The 15,364-nt window shown below is 70.5% G+C and carries 10 protein-coding genes; 3 read left to right on the forward strand and 7 right to left on the reverse strand.

The window, feature by feature from the left end; translation table 11 throughout:
* Positions 1–7 precede the first annotated feature (7 nt).
* From HNP48_RS27055 to HNP48_RS27075, 5 genes are all read right to left on the reverse strand, one after another.
* Positions 8–2,368, reverse strand: a complete 2,361-nt coding sequence (locus HNP48_RS27055; protein ID WP_184863049.1) for a CHASE2 domain-containing protein — start codon at positions 2,366–2,368, stop codon at positions 8–10.
* Between the two features lie 14 nt (positions 2,369–2,382).
* Positions 2,383–4,131: a FecR domain-containing protein gene (locus HNP48_RS27060; protein WP_221480366.1), complete on the reverse strand. Its 1,749-nt coding sequence runs from the start codon at positions 4,129–4,131 to the stop codon at positions 2,383–2,385.
* Between the two features lie 50 nt (positions 4,132–4,181).
* Positions 4,182–4,880 carry a response regulator transcription factor gene (locus HNP48_RS27065; protein WP_184863051.1) on the reverse strand — a complete coding sequence of 233 codons (699 nt, stop codon included), beginning with the start codon at positions 4,878–4,880 and terminating at the stop codon, positions 4,182–4,184.
* Between the two features lie 97 nt (positions 4,881–4,977).
* Complete coding sequence (locus HNP48_RS27070) at positions 4,978–6,054, reverse strand: formylglycine-generating enzyme family protein (protein ID WP_184863053.1); 1,077 nt, start codon at positions 6,052–6,054, stop codon at positions 4,978–4,980.
* A 5-nt stretch (positions 6,055–6,059) separates the two neighbouring features.
* Positions 6,060–6,317: a hypothetical protein gene (locus tag HNP48_RS27075; protein ID WP_007856660.1), complete on the reverse strand. Its 258-nt coding sequence runs from the start codon at positions 6,315–6,317 to the stop codon at positions 6,060–6,062.
* A 154-nt stretch (positions 6,318–6,471) separates the two neighbouring features.
* Here HNP48_RS27075 and HNP48_RS27080 point away from each other — a divergent pair, with 154 nt between their 5' ends.
* Both HNP48_RS27080 and HNP48_RS27085 read left to right on the forward strand, forming a co-directional pair.
* On the forward strand, positions 6,472–8,451 hold the full coding sequence (locus HNP48_RS27080) for an adenylate/guanylate cyclase domain-containing protein (protein WP_184863056.1): 1,980 nt from the start codon (positions 6,472–6,474) through the stop codon (positions 8,449–8,451).
* A 16-nt stretch (positions 8,452–8,467) separates the two neighbouring features.
* Entirely contained in the window at positions 8,468–11,875 is a 3,408-nt protein-coding gene (locus HNP48_RS27085; RefSeq protein ID WP_184863058.1) for a FecR domain-containing protein, read from the forward strand.
* A gap of 6 nt (positions 11,876–11,881) precedes the next feature.
* Here the strand turns inward: HNP48_RS27085 and HNP48_RS27090 are convergent, their stop codons facing one another.
* Both HNP48_RS27090 and HNP48_RS27095 read right to left on the reverse strand, forming a co-directional pair.
* The gene (locus HNP48_RS27090) at positions 11,882–13,186 is read right to left on the reverse strand and encodes a tryptophan--tRNA ligase (protein WP_184863060.1); all 1,305 of its coding nucleotides are present in this window, start codon (positions 13,184–13,186) and stop codon (positions 11,882–11,884) included.
* A gap of 43 nt (positions 13,187–13,229) precedes the next feature.
* Positions 13,230–13,898: a site-2 protease family protein gene (locus HNP48_RS27095; RefSeq protein ID WP_184863062.1), complete on the reverse strand. Its 669-nt coding sequence runs from the start codon at positions 13,896–13,898 to the stop codon at positions 13,230–13,232.
* Between the two features lie 186 nt (positions 13,899–14,084).
* On the opposite strand from HNP48_RS27095, the gene HNP48_RS27100 reads away from it, so the two are divergent.
* Positions 14,085–15,284: a methyl-accepting chemotaxis protein gene (locus HNP48_RS27100; RefSeq protein WP_184863064.1), complete on the forward strand. Its 1,200-nt coding sequence runs from the start codon at positions 14,085–14,087 to the stop codon at positions 15,282–15,284.
* Positions 15,285–15,364 lie beyond the last annotated feature (80 nt).

The following is a 15,364-nucleotide window of genomic DNA, read 5'->3' on the forward strand; positions in this document are numbered from 1 at the left end:
CCCCGGTTCACTCCGCCGTTGCCGCCACTGCGTCGGTCTGGGGCAGCACCAGGCGGAACTCGGCTCCCTTGCCCTCATCGCTCTCGACCTCGATGCTGCCGCCATGGCGCTGCACTACGGTGCGCACCAGGGCCAGGCCCAGCCCCACGCCGGCGATGCCGGGATGGCTGCGGTCGTGCAGGCGCTGGAACGGGGCGAACAGCTTGTCCTGCAGGGCCGGGGCGATGCCGGGGCCCTCGTCGCGCACGGCCAGCACCCACTGGCCCGGCCGTTCTGCCAGGGTGCAGCGCACGGTGCTTGCGCCCGGGCTGTACTTGATGGCGTTGTTCACCACGTTGCCAAGGGCGCGGCACAGCAGCGAGCGGTCGCCCGTGAACGCGGCGGTTTCCGGCGCCTCGGCCACCACCACCTCCACATCGGCATCGCGGGCCAGCACCCAGGCCTCGTCCACGGTCTGGTGCAGCACGTCCACCAGGTCCAGCGGTTCCCGGCGCATGGCCTGCGATTCGGCGCTGGCCAGCTGGATGAAGTTCTCGGCCATGCCCAGCGAGGTCTTGGCATAGCGCGCGATGAGCTGCATGAGCTCTGCATCCGTCATGCGGCCCGGGTAGGCCTGGTGCATCTCCAGCAGGGTGAGGATGGAGGCATTGGGCGCGCGGATGTCGTGCGAGATGAAGTGCATGGCTTCGTCGCGCTGCTGCAGGGCACTGCGTATCTCGGTCAGGTCCACCAGGGTCACGAGCCAGCCCGATTGCGCCAGGTCGGTGAACTGGCGGCTTTGCACCAGCACGCTGCGGCCCTTGGCATCGCGCCCCTCCCGGCGGGCCGGCAGGCTGCGGCTGGCCAGCCGCTCGGGCGTCACCAGCGGCTGCTCGGTGGCGATGTCGATCAGGTCCCCCAGCACATCGGCGATCTGTCGACCCTGCAGGGGCCAGACCATGGGATCGCCCTCGACCTCGGCCACCCCCAGCAGATGGCGCCGTGCCGCAGTGTTGGCCAGCAGGATGCGGCCTTCCGTGTCGCAGACCATGGTGGGCGAGGGCAGTTGCTGCAGGCTCTCGCTCACGAAGTGGTGCATGTCGCGCAGCTGGCGCGACGCATATTCCACCGCGTTGATGCGCCGTTCCAGGAAGTCGCCGCTGTGGGCCGCCGGGCCACGCAGGGGGATCACCAGGCCCTGGCGCTGCAGGTTCTCCATCTGCAGCCGCAGGAACTGGGCCGCCGCACTCAGGCGCCGCCAGCTCCACAGCGGATAGGCCAGCACCAGGCCGATGAGGGCCGCCGCGGGCGCGAACTGCAGGCCGGTCCAGACGGGCAGCACCACGGCCAGGGCCAGGGTCAGTGCGCCCAGTGCGATGCTGGTGAGCAGGGCCGCGAAGGGGCCGAGCAGCAGCAGCGCCAGCAGCGCCAGCACCACGGGCAGCAGGTTGAAAGCCATGTTCAGCGCGGGCGGCGCGCTGTGGATGTGCACGCCGGCCAGGTCGGCGTCGAGCACCTGGGCGATCACCTCCACACCGGGCATCAGGCGCGACTCCTGGCCCACCGGGGTGGCGAACATGTCGCCCAGCCCGGCCGCGACCGATCCCACGAGCACGTACTTGCCGCGGAAGGCATCGGCCGGTACCTCGCCGCGCAACACGTCGATATAGGAGTAGGTGGTGAAGTGCCCCGGGCCGCCCGCATACGGGATCAGGCGCCGGCCGGCACGCTCCCAGCGCGCACCATCGGCTGGCGGGTCGCTCCAGCGGGCCGGCGGGCAGCCACCGAGCGAGGGCGTGGCCACGCAGCGCATGGCCATGCTGAAATGCTGCCAGGGCGCGCTGGCGGGCCCTTCGCGGGTGTACAGGCTGCGCACCACACCGTCCTCGTCGGCGGCCACATGCACATGCCCGAGCCGGGCCGCGGCCTGCTCCAGCGCGGCAATCGGCCGGTCTGCCCCGTCGCCCGGGTCGTACGGACCCTGGCGCTGCATCACCGGCAGCACCACCCGGCCGCTTCGGGCCACGGCATCGGCCAGCAGCAGGTCGTCTTCGGGGTAGTCGAGGTCGTCTTCGTTGAACAGCACGTCCATGCCGATCACCAGCGGCTGCTGGCGCGAGACGTTCTGGATCAGCTGGGCATGCAGGGCACGCCGCCAGGGCCAGCGCCCGATCACGCCGATGCTGCGGTCGTCCACCGCGATCACGGCAATGCCGGGCTGCGGCGGGCGCGATACCAGGCGCAGCCCGGTGTCCTGCACCAGGTGGTTGGTGCGCGGCAACGCGCTGGGCGTGCTCAGCCAGGCCACCAGGGCCAGCAGCGTCAGCGCAATGGCGGCCCATTCGACCCGCCGCTGCTGGTTGCGCGTGCGGGAGTGCTGCGTGGGCATCGGGTGCGGCCGGCTCAGGGGCGGCGCACCGGATCACCGCCCATGGTGGACAGCGGCAGCCCGGAGCTGGTGTTCAGCCCCGTGCCCACGCGGATGCTGCGCGGCGGCGAGAACTCGCTTTGCAGGCCCGAGGGGTCCAGCACCTGGATGCGCACGAAGTACGGGCCCGGGGAGAGATCGGCCGCCGAGGTCCAGCGCGGTTCTTCGAGCTGGGTGTCCTGCAGGATCCGGGTGAATTCCAGGTCCGAGGCCAGTTGCACGCGGAAACGCTGGCCGGCCTGGGCGGGCCAGTGCAGGCGCACGATGGTGTCGCCATCGCTGGCCTGCATGGATGCCAGGTCCAGGGCGGCGGGCTGCTGCGCCACGGTGAAGGGCTGGGCGGGGGCAAACGGCCCCTGGTCCAGCGCGCCACCGGCCAGTTCGGCGATGGTGGCGGCGCGCCAGAAGTAGTTGCCCAGGGGCAGCGTGGCCAGTGTCAGCTGGCAGGGGTTGAGGCGGCCTTCGTCCAGCAGTGGCGTGGCGAAGTCTGCCGTGGCGGCCACCTGGATGCGGTACCAGCGGGCCCCGGGCACTTCGGTACAGCGCAGCATGCCGGTCACACGCGGCAGCACGGCGCCGGGGGCCGGCTGCTGGTACAGCGGCGGCACCGGCCGGGTCTTGATGGTGATGGGGCGTGTGGCGGGCTGCCCGGCAATGCCGGCCTCGTCCACGGCGCGCACGGCCAGGTGGTAGCTGCCATCGTCGAGTGCCGCCCAGCGCAACTGGCCGTCGGCAAAGCGGCCACTGCGCAGCACCTGCGTCATGGTGGCATCGCGTGCCACCTGGGCCACATAGGCCGTAGAGCCCTGCGTGGGCGGGATGTTGATGGCCAGCAGGCCCAGGTCGTGCAGTTGGGCCGGCACGGTGGACAGGTCGGGTGGTGCGAGCAAGGGGCGCGGCGCACCCAGCGTGCCATCGGGCGCCACCGACAGACCCTGCCCGCGCGCCAGCAAGGTGGCATCGGCTGCTGGCTGGGCCGCGTTTTCGGAGCGGGCCTGCACGGCCACCGAGCCTTCGAGCACCGCGGCCGTCGCCTGGCCCGAGGCCGCCAGCGCCACACCGAACTCGGTGCCGCGCACGCTGGTCACGGCGCGCGGTGTGCGGATCTCGAAACGGCGCAGCGCGTCCGTGCTGGGCGTGACGCTGGACTCCACGCTGCCGGCGCGCATCTCCATCACCGACTGGATGCTGCCCGCACGCCCGCGCCGGCGCAGTTGCCGCAGCTGCAGGTCGGACTGGGGCTGCACGCGCACCACCGTGCCATCGGCCAGGCGCACGGCGACAAAGCTGTCCGGCCCCACCTGCAGGCGCGTGCCTTCATCCAGCCGGGACCCCGGCGTGAGCGGTTGCGCGTCGCCGCGCGGCGCCTGTGCCGTGGCGTTGCCCTGCACGAACTCCACCTGGGCCGAGACCTGCGGCTGCAGGCGCACCGGGATCCACACGGTGGAGCCGGGCTGCAGGCGCCTGGGATCGGCCACCTTGTTGCGCTGCTGCAGCAGCGGCCACTGGCGCGGGTTGTCCAGGTAGGCGTTGGCCAGGCCTTCGAGCGTGTCGCCGGCCTTGACCGTGTGCGGGATCTCATCGGTCTGGGCGCCGGGGGTGGCTTGCGCATGCGCGCAACCCAGGCCCGCTGTGAGCAGGGCAGCTGCGGACAGGGGCAATGCAAGGCGGTGGATGGCCACGTCAACTCTCCTACGGGCCGCGGCGGCGGCGGTCTTCTTCATTGTCTGCGGTTTGGCGGGGCTCGGGGAAGCAGGGGATCTTGCGCTGCAAATCAAGGCTTGCGGTCGGCTTCCACGGCTTCGAAGCGGTAGCCCACACCATACACGGCGGTGATGAAGTAGCCGTTGACGGGGCGCAGGTCCAGCTGGGTGCGCAGGCGCGAGACATGGGTGTCGAGCGAGCGCGAGAGCACGTCCGAGCCCTGGCCCCAGATCACCTCCTTGAGGTGGTCGCGCGAGAGCAGGCGCCCCATGTTCTGGAACAGGAACAGCGCCAGGTCGTACTCGCGGTTCTTGAGCTCGGCCACCTTGCCGTTGATCTGCAGCGAGCGCGATTCGGGGAAGAACTGGTAGCGGCCGAAGTCGAGCACGCCACTGGTGCTCTGGGGATAGGCGCGGCGCAGCAGCGCTCCCACGCGTGCATTGAGCTCGCCGATGCGCACGGGCTTGACCATGAAGTCATCGGCCCCGCTGCCCAGGCCCTCGACGATGTCGCGCTCTTCCTGCCGGTTGGTCACGAACAGGATGGGCAGTTGCTTGCCCACGTTCTCGCGCACCCAGCGCACCACCTCGGGTCCCGTGGTGTCGGGCAGGTGCCAGTCCACGATCAGCAGGTCGAAGGTCTCGCGGCGCATCTCGCGCATCAGCGCGGCGCCGGTCAGGTGGGTATGGCACACGTGGCCCATCGCTTCGGTGGCCTGTTTGATCAGATCCAGCTGAAGCGCATCGTCGTCTAACGCCGCTATGCGCATGATTCGTCGTTCCCCTCAAGATTCACCCCGCATTATTCGCGATGTCTGCCGCTCGGTTCCATGCCCGAATTTGGGGATGGTCAAGTTTGACAGTTGTTCACCGTACCACGGGCGGTGCGAGCCGGCGTGTGGTAGCGGGGCGCGGGGCCGGCCGGGTGGGCGCCCGGGGCGTGATTTCGCGCAGCAGCCGCATGCCCACCAGGGTGTAGCGCGTCTGCGGGCTGTTCCAGTTGCGGTAGCCGCAGCGCGCATAGAAGGACCAGGTGTGCCAGGAGCCGCCGCGGCGCACGCGCACGCTGCCCTCGGCCGGGCCCTGCGGGTCCACGGCAGGCGACTCGGCGTAGTAGTGGTCGCCATGCCAGTCGGCCACCCACTCCCAGGCATTGCCCAGCATGTCCTGCAGGCCGAAGGCATTGGGGGCGTAGCTGCCCACGGGGGCCGTGAAGGCGTGGCCATCGCTGCCGCGCAGCGCGTGCTGCTGCCAGCGCAGCCATTGGGGTGCGGCCTCCTGGTCGAAGGTATTGGCGGTGCGCAGCAGCCCTTCGGGGTCATCGCCGTGCGGGTAGCGCGTGCGGGTGCCGGCGCGGCAGGCGTATTCCCACTCGGCCTCGGTCGGCAGGCGGTAGCGCTGGCCTTCGGTGCGGCTGAGCCATTGCGCCAGGGCCTGGGCGTCGTTCCAGGTGACATTCACCACGGGGTGGTCGTCGCCCTGTGCGAACCCCGGGTTGCGCCAGGAGTAGCGTGGGTCGCGCCCCTCGAAGGCATCGCCGCGCCGCGTGGTGGCCGGGTCGTAGCGCGGGTTGTAGCCATAGCCGCCGGTACCGTCGGCTTCGGATTCGGGCTGGTAGCCCGAGGCCTGCAGGAAGCGCCGGAACTGGCCCACCGTGACTTCGTGCTGCCCCAGGTAGAAGGCCTGGCGGATGACGACGCGGTGGGCCGGGCCTTCGTCGGTCAGTTCGGCAAAGCGCTTGGGCTCCAACTGCGGGTAGGCGCGCGCCAGCACGTCGGGTGCCTCGGGCCCGCCCATCACGAAGCTGCCGGCCGGCACCTTCACGAAGGGCATGCCCAGGCTGTTGGTCCACACCGGGTGCTGCCGGTCGTGGTGCACCTGGGCCAGCACCGGCAGGGCGGTGGCCAGCGCGAGCACGGCGACGGCAGGTCGGCACCGGGCCATCGGGCTCAGCGATTGGGGTTGTCGCTCACGCACTCGAAGACCAGGCGCGACCCCTCATTGCGCAGCAGCTTGGGGAACAGCGCCAGCTTCTGGCATTCCCGGGTGGCGGCGTTGTAGGCGGGCGAGGCGTCGTTGCCATAGACCGGCACGCTGAAGGTGCGGTCCCGGCCCGAGGCCATAGGGCCCGAGGGCGGGCGGGTGGTGGCCGATTCGCAGCCCGCCAGCAGGGCGAGCAGGGTGGCCGATGCGATCAATGCTTTCATGGTGGTCTCCCCAGGGATGCCAAGGCAGTCTAAGACAGAGTGCGCCAAAACCCGCACGCCATTTGTAAAACTGGGGCCGCGTGCTTTGCCGCACCTGCACTCTGGGATACAGTGCCTCACGTGAACACATTGTGTTACATGCAATGGAGGGCGTGTGGCCACGATCCGGACGGCATGGGCAGGGGATGCAGGGCGCCAGTGGGCGCTGCGCCTGCTGGTGCCGCTGGCCCTGCTGGCCCTGTTGCACCTGCTGCCGGTGTGGCAGCCCTTGCAGCGGCTCGAATACGACCTGTTCAGCAGCCTGACCGCGCCCGTGCGACCCGATGCCGGCGTGGTGGTGGTCGGCATCGACGAACCCAGCCTGGCTGCGCTCAAGACCGCGCCGCCTCTGCCGCGGCGCCTGCATGCGCAACTCATTGATGCGCTGGCGGCCTCCGGGGCGGCGGGCCTGGGCATCGATATCCTGTTTTCCACCCCGCAGTCCCCCGAGGACGATGCGGCACTGGCCCGCGCCTTGCAGGGGCGCATGCCGGTGGTGCTGGCCAGCGCCGAGGTGGCGGTGCACAGCGGCCAGGTCGCTCAGTACCAGCAGACGGTGCGCTCCGTCTTTGGCCAGGCGCTCCACGGCGACGTGGGCATGCGCCCCGACGACGATGGCGTGCAGCGCGCCCTGCCGGCGCAAGGCGATGCCCTGTGGCGCGTGCTGGCGCAGGCGACGGGCCGCAGCGTGGTGCCGCCGCCACCCGGTGCGTTGCTGCGCTACTACGCGCCCGAGGTGGCGCTGCCCTATGTGCACTACACGCAGGCGCTGGACCCGGCGCGGCTGCTGGCACCCGGTGCGCTGCAGGGGCGCTTGCTGCTGCTGGGCCAGAACACCCCGGTGGGTGGGGTGGACCAGTTCACCACGCCATTGCGCGCGTTGGGCCATGGCAGCCAGTCGGGCGTGCTGCTGCATGCCACCGCGCTGATCAATGGCCTCACCGGCGACTGGATCGTCCCTGCGCACCCGGCGGGCCCGTTGCTGCAGGCGGTGGCGGCCATTGCCCTGGTGGCTGCGCTCACGCGGCGCTGGCGTGGCTGGCTGGCCGTGTGGCTGAGCGTGGCGCTGGCCCTGCTCGCACTGATCGGCGGCCTGTGCGCCTACCTGCAGGGCGTGTGGTGGCCCACGCTGCCCACGCTGGTGGCGCTGGTGCTGCATTTCAACGTGGGCGCGACCGACAGCTACTGGCGCGAGCGGCGCCAGCGCGAGCGCCTGCGGCTGGATTTCGGGCGCTATGTGCCGCCGGCCGTGGTCAGTGCCCTGATCGCCAGTGGCGAGGTCCCCGCCGTGCGCGGTGAGCGGCGCGTGCTCACGCTGCTGTTCTCGGACCTGGCGGGCTTCACCTCGGCCAGCGAGCGCCTGCCGCCCGAGTCGGTGGCGCAGGCGCTCAATGCCTACTTCACCCGCATGACCTATGCGGTGCACCGCCATGGCGGCACGCTCGACAAGTTCATCGGCGACGCGGTCATGGCCTTCTGGAACGCCCCCGTGGCCGAGCCACAGCATGCGGCACGCGCCCTGGCCTGCGCGCAGGACATGCAGCTGGAGATGCAGGCCTTGCGCAGCCTGTGGGCCGGAACCCCGTTTGCCGAGCTGCAGTTGCGCATCGGCCTGCACACGGGTGAGGCGGCCGTGGGGCACCTGGGATCGGAGGGGCGCTTCACCTACACCGCCGTGGGCGATGCCGTGAACACCGCGGCCCGGCTGGAGGGGGCCAACAAGGCCTTTGGCACCGGCATCCTGCTGTCGGCCGCCACGCGCAGCGCTTTGCCGCAGGACCCGTCCCGGCCGCCGCCTCTGGCCTGGCTCGATGCCGTGGTGCTGGCCGGCCGCAGCAGCGGCATCGATGTCTACACCCCCTGCGGTGATGCCGCCCTGGTGGCCGCCAGCCTGGCCTTGCGTGAGCATGTGCATGCGGGCCGCTGGGGCGACGCCCTGGCGTGCTGCGCCGAGTGGCGTGCCCGGGCGGTGCACCTGGCCCCGCTCTGGGCGGCCCAGGCCGACCGGCTGCAACTGCAGGTACAGGCCCTGGCCGATGCCCGGCCGCTTGCGGTGGCGGGTGCTGCGGCGTTTGCACACTCGCTCGAAAAATGACCCGGAAAGGCCCGCCATGCCTTCGACACGCCCTTGGATGACGACCCCGGTGGCCCTGGCCGCTGCCACCCTGTGCCTGCCTGCTGCCTGGGCCCAGTGCGCGGGAGGGAGCGTGGCATCCGGCGCCGCGGCCGCGCAGATCGTGGCCCTGGCCGGCCAGGGCCAGACCCGGCCCGCAGGGGACGGCCCCTGGTCGCCTGCCGTGCTGGCCCAGCAACTGGGCGCGGGCGCAGGCGTGCGCACGCTGGAGCTGTCGTCGGCCGCCCTGCTGCTGGCCGACCGCACGCAGATCCGCATGTCGGCCCATGCGCAATTGCGCCTGTGCGAGTCGCAGCCCGAGCGCAGCCTGCTGGAGCTGGCCGCCGGGCGCTTGTGGGCCCGCACCAAGAAGGCCCCGGCCGCGCTGCAGCTGCAGACCCCGGCGGCCCTGGCCGTGGTGCGTGGCACCGATTGGGATGTGGAGGTCGATGCGGCCGGCCGCACCACGCTCACCGTGCTGTCGGGCCAGGTCGACCTGTCCAATGCCTTTGGCCGGGTGGAGCTGGGGCCAGCGGAACAGGGCTATGCCGAGCCCGGCAAGGCCCCGGTCAAGCGCCTGCTGGTGCGCCCGCGCGACCGTGTGCAGTGGGTCATGGCCAACCCGGTGGATGCCGAGCGCTGGGCCGAGATGAACGCCCCCGGGATCCCCCCCCCGTTGGCGGCCATCCGTGACGACCTGCGCACGGGCCAATGGCCGCGCGCGCGCGCGCGGCTGCTGGCGTTGTCCGCCAGCGGGCAGGGCGGGGCCGTGGCGGAGCTGCTGCTGGCCGACCTGGAGGTGTTTGACGACCGCATGGACGCGGCCCAGCAGCGCCTGGCTGCCGCCTGGCAGCGCACCCAGGACCCGCGCACCGCGGCCCGCCGGGCCGAGCTCCTGATGGCGCTGGACCAGGGAGCAGAGGCGCGCCGCTGGCTCGATGCCGCGCGCGCCCAGGCACCCGAGGCCACGGCGCTGCTGCGGGCCGATGCCGACTGGCAGCGACTGGAGGGGCGTGGCGACGAGGCCATCGCGCTGTACCGGCGTGCCGTGGCCGGTGCCCAGGCGCGCCAGGAACCGGCCGTAGACCAGGCTGCCGCGCAGTGGAGCCTGGGGCGTGCCTTGCGCGAGCGTGGCGACCTGCGCGGTGCGCGCGAGGCCTTGGCAAGCGCCGTGGCGCTGGCCCCGGAGCACCCGGCCTACCAGGGCGAGCAGGCCACCCTGGCGGCCGAGGCCCTGCGCCTGGGCGATGCGCGGGCCGGCTTCGATACGGCCCTGGCGCAGGCCGGTGACGACTATGTGAGCCTGGCCGGTGCCGGCCTGGTGCTACTGCAGCAGGGCGACCCGGCCAGCGCGCGCATCCAGTTGCTCAAGGCCCTGGTGATCGAGCCGCGCTACGCGCGCGCCCAGGTCTGGCTCGCGGTGGCCGAATACCAGCTGGGCGAGCCTGCCGCGGCGCTTGATTCGCTGGCGCGGGCCCGTCTGGCCGATCCCAAGGATCCGCTCCCCTGGCAGATCGAATCGGTGCTGCGCAACGACGAGGGTGAACCCGTCGCCGCCATCGCCGCTGCGCGCGAGGCGCTCACCCGGCTGCCCTTCCTCAAGTCGCTCGATCCGCTGACCAGCGACAGCCAGGGCTCGGCCAACCTGGGCAAGGCGCTCGGGGACTTCGGCCTGGAGCACTGGGCGCGTGCCTATGCCAGTGCCTCGTACTACCCGCTGTGGGCCGGCAGCCATTTCTTCCTGGCCAACCGCTACGAAAGCGATTTCAGCAGCAACTCCGAGCGCTACCAGGGCTACCTGAGCGACCCCACGGCCTTTGGCTCCAGCGAGAAGCGGGCGCCGCTGATGCTCACCCAGGGCAGTGAATGGCTCTGGATCGCGAGCGCCGAGCGCGGCCCGGTGCACGACAAGTTGGCAACCGACGTGGGCCACCGCGGGTTCGCCGCAGCCCCCGTGCCCGTGGCCTGGCAGGTGCGCAGCAATGGCGTGCAGTTCTGGCCGAACAACGGCAACGCGCCCAGCTACCGCCTGTCGTCGCCCGGCTTCGACATCGCACTGGGCCTGCGGCCGAGCGAAAGCCTGGGCCTGTTCATGCTGCACACCGAAGACCGGGTGCGCTACAGCTTTCCCCAGGGGCGCGACCTCGGCAACGGTGTCACCTTCAACGGCCTGGCGCGCCAGCGCACCCAGCGCACGGATGTGGGCGGCTCGTGGCGCTGGTCGCCCGACGCGCAGACCTGGCTCAAGCTGCACCGTGCACGCTACGGCCAAGGCCTGGTCGTCGACGATGAGGTCTGGGGGCCGCAGGACTCGCGCACCACCGACCGGGACGATGGCGTGCTGCTGCGCCATACCGTGCAGCAGGGCGGCCAGCGCCTGAGCCTGGGTTGGGAGGACACGCGGGGCGTGTTCGCCACCCACCTGTCCGACCCGCTGGTGACCCTGGCCGGGGCCACGCGCGCGCGCTTTCGCATGCCCTGGCTGGCCGGAGAATGGCGCCAGGGCCCGTGGACCTGGCATGCCGAGGCCTACTGGCCGCGCCTGGATGTGCGGTACGACGACCGCTTCTATGACTCGCTGACCGGTGAGGATCTGGGCGATCCCATTGCCGCCCGCGCCGGCCATGCCCGCCAGGCGTTGCCGCGGCTGGGCCTGTCCTATCGCCTGGGGCCGGGCCGGGCACTGCACCTGGCCTACATCGAGAACGTGCGCTCGCCTGGCGCGCACACGCTCTCGCCGGTGGCGCTGGGTGCCATTGCCATCGACCACCACTACCAGTTGCCGGGCAGTTTCGGGCGCAAGCGTGCGGCGCAGCTCGACTGGGAGTTCGACGAGCGCAGCTTCGGCGCGGCCACGCTCTCCAGCCAGGACATCGTGAACCCGACCTTCGCGGGTGGGGGGCTTGCCTTGCCGCCCAGGGTCCTGGTGGGCCTGGACCGCGTGGGCACCCTGGGCGCGCAGATCCAGACCGCGCAGACGGTCGTGGACCCCTACGACGAGTCCCCGGTGTTCAGCCAGGGCCGTCTGCACCAGGCGGGGCTGGCGTTCAACCGGGTGCTGGCACCGCGCTGGAGCATGCTGGGCGCCTACACCTGGGCCCAGTCGCGCAACCTGGGCCCCCGGTTCACGGGCAATGCCCTGCCGGGGTTTGCGCGCCACACCGTGGCGCTGGCCAGCGTGTGGAAGCACGGCGGGCGCGATCTCACGGCCGGCTCGCTGGTGTACCGCGGCTCGCGCTTTGCCGACGAGGCCAACGCCGTGGCGCGCAGGCCGGGTTGGGGCCTGATGCTCGTGCACTCCCTGGATTCGGCGGACCGGCGCTGGTCCTTCATCGCCACGGCGCAGGCGCCGCTCAATGGCGATACCCGGCCCACGCTGTGGATGCGGGTGCGCTACCGGGATTGACCTGGATCAGCTGGCTGCCGCGGCCTCTGCCAGCGCCTGCAGTGCCGCCGCCACGTCGGCCGCCTCCACCCCCTCCACAGGAGCCAGGCGCGGTGCCAGTGCCTGCAGGGCGTCGCCTCCCTTTTGCAGCTGGGCGATGGCCTGGCCGGCATCTTTGGGCGCATCGAAGCCGGTGCTCTGCAGCAGCAGGCGGCCATCGGCCGCGACGAACTTGAAGTAGAACTTGCCATCGGCCTCGCGGTACTGCTTGAACGAGGGCAGGGCCACCTTGGTCGCCTTGGGGGCCTTGGTGGTGGATCCGGCCTGCACCAGGGTGCGCAGGCCCACGGCCGAGCGCAGCTCGCGGATGAAGGGCGTGGCCAGCGCGCGGGCACGCTCGGCACCGGCCAGCAGCGTGGTTTCGATGCGGGCGGGGTTGTTGATGAGCTCGTCGTAGTGCGCACGCATGGGCGCGATCACCTGGTCCACGCGCTCCAGCAGCAACTGCTTGGCATCGCCCCAGGCAATGCCGTCGGCATATTGCTGGCGCAGCGCGGCGGTCTCGGCCTCGGTGGCGAAGGCCTGGTAGATCTGGAACAGGGCCGAGCCCTCCACCTCCTTGGGCTCACCGGGCGCGCGCGAGTCGGTCAGGATGCCGCCGATGAGCTTCTTGAGCTGCTCGCGCGAGCTGAACAGCGGGATGGTGTTGTCGTAGCTCTTGCTCATCTTGCGGCCGTCCAGCCCGGGCAGGGTGGCCACATGGTCATCGATGGCGGCCTCGGGCAGCACGAAGTGCTCGCCGTAGAGGTGGTTGAAGCTGGCCGCCATGTCGCGCGCCATCTCGATGTGCTGGATCTGGTCGCGGCCCACGGGCACCTTGTGGGCCTTGAACATCAGGATGTCGGCGCCCATGAGCACAGGGTACATGAACAGGCCGGCCGTCACGCCGTCATCGGCATCGCGCTCGGCCGCGGTGTTCTTGTCCACGCTGGCCTTGTAGGCGTGGGCGCGGTTGAGCACACCCTTGCCGGTCACGCAGGTCAACAGCCAGGTGAGCTCGGGGATCTCGGGGATGTCGGACTGGCGGTAGAAGGTGACCTTCTCGGGATTCAGGCCCGCGGCCAGCCAGCTGGCCGCGATCTCCAGCGTGGAGCGCTGGATGCGCACCGGGTCTTCGCACTTGATGAGCGCGTGGTAGTCGGCCAGGAAGTAGAAGCTCTGCACGCCGGGCGTGAGGCTGGCCGCCACCGAGGGGCGGATGGAACCCACGAAATTGCCCAGGTGGGGCGTGCCCGTGGTGGTGATGCCGGTGAGAAAGCGCGTGGTGCTCATGGGAAAGACGGATTCAGCGAAAGGGAGGAAATCAGGGGGCTGGTCAGCGCAGCAAGGCGATCAGCGGCGTGAGCAGCAGGTTGATGGCGCTGTAGCCCAGCGACATCAGCGGGCGCAGCCAGATCGTGCCCACCACGCCGGCGATCACCAGGCCCATCACGATGAAAAAGCCAAAGGGCTCGATGCGCGAGACCAGGTGGGCTGCCTTCCAGGGCAGCAGGCCGACGAGGATGCGGCCGCCGTCGAGCGGCGGCAGCGGGAACAGGTTGAAGGCCCACATCACCAGGTTGACCAGGATGCCGGCGCGCGCCATCTCGATGAAAAAGCGCTCGTCCACCCCCATGCCCACCAGCACCACCAGCAGCACGGCCCAGAAGATGGCCTGGAAGAAGTTCGAAGCCGGGCCCGCGAGGGCCACCCAGATCATGTGCTGCTTGGGGTTGCGCAGATTGCCGAAATTGACCGGCACCGGCTTGGCATAGCCGAACAGGAAGGCCCCCGAGGTGGCGAAGTACAGCAGCAGCGGCATCAGGATGGTGCCGATGGGGTCGATGTGCTTGATCGGGTTGAGGGTGATCCGGCCCATCATGTAGGCGGTGTTGTCGCCAAAATGGCGCGCCGCGTAGCCATGGGCCGCCTCGTGCACGGTGATCGCAAAGAGCACGGGCAAGGCATAGATCAGAACGGTTTGGATGAGATTGGAGGGGTCCACCCGGCCAATTGTCTCAGACACGCGACAACAACCCTTTGGCACAGTCACTTTCCAGGATTGTTACGATGCTTCCGTTGTTTCAAATGGATACAGGCGTGGCAGACTCGGGCGAGGTTATGCCCGCGCTACATTGTTGAACGCAACGGTCGCCATACACATACAACACTGATATCGGAGATGAATTCCATGGGCCTGGATCGTTTGAAGATTGGAACGCGCCTCATTCTGGCGTTTGGTGCCATTGCCTTCCTGGTGGCGATATTGATGGTGGTGGCCAGTTCGGGCATCGGCCAGGCCGACGACGCCTACCGCGCTGCGGTGGGCTCGGCGACCGGCCTCACCGCGGAGCAGCGCGCCCCTCTGGAGCAGGCCCTGCGGGCCGGCCATGCGCACCTGGAGAGTGCGCGCCTGTGGGTGCTGCTGCTGGGGGCCGGTGTGTTCGTGGTCTCGCTGGTGTCCTTCGTGCTGCTGCGCAGCGGCATCGTGCACCCGCTGAACCAGGCCATCCTGATCGCCGAGACGGTGGCCGCGGGTGACCTGAGCCAGGAATTCTCGTCCGAGCTCGAAGGCGATTTCGGCCGCCTGCTCACGGCGCTGGGCACCATGGAAGACACGCTGACCGAGCTGGTCTCGGGCATCAAGCAGTCCACGGACTCGATCACCGAAGCGGCGGCCGACATCGATTCGGGCAATTCCGACCTGGCGCGCCGCACCGAAGACCAGGTCAATTCGCTGGCCGATACGGCCGGCAGCATGGCCGATCTGACCTCCACCGTGCGCCAGAACGCCGAGCGCGCGCGCTCGGCCAGCAGCCTGGCCGTCAATGCCTCGCAGATCGCCGAGCGCGGCGGCGCCGTGGTGGGCGACGTGGTGCAGACCATGCAGGCCATCAGCGGCAGCTCGCGCAAGATCGTGGACATCATCCAGGTCATCGAAGGCATCGCCTTCCAGACCAACATCCTGGCGCTGAACGCGGCGGTGGAAGCCGCACGGGCCGGCGAGCAGGGCCGGGGTTTCGCCGTGGTGGCCAGTGAGGTGCGCAACCTCGCGCAGCGCAGTGCCGTGGCGGCACGCGAGATCAAGACCCTGATCAGCCAGTCGGTCGACCAGGTCGAGAGCGGTGCCGGCCATGTGGGCCGCGCCGGCAAGACCATGGAAGAGATCGTGGGGGCCGTGGGCCAGGTCACGGCGCTGCTGGGAGAGATCTCGGGGGCATTGCACGCGCAGAGCTCGGGCATCGAGCAAGTGAACGGCGCCGTGGCGCAGATGGACAGCGCCACGCAGCAGAATGCGGCGCTGGTGCAGCAGGCGGCCAGCGCCGCCTCGGCCCTGTCCTCGCGCGCCCAGGAACTGCAGCGCGCCGTCGGCGCCTTCAAACTGGATTGACACCCCCTGAGTCGCTTCGCGCCTTCACCCCTCTCTCGACCCGCTGCGCGAGTCGGGAGGGGGACGCCCCCAGCGCGGCG

The organism is Acidovorax soli (genome assembly GCF_014207955.1).
Classification (GTDB): domain Bacteria; phylum Pseudomonadota; class Gammaproteobacteria; order Burkholderiales; family Burkholderiaceae_C; genus Acidovorax; species Acidovorax soli_A.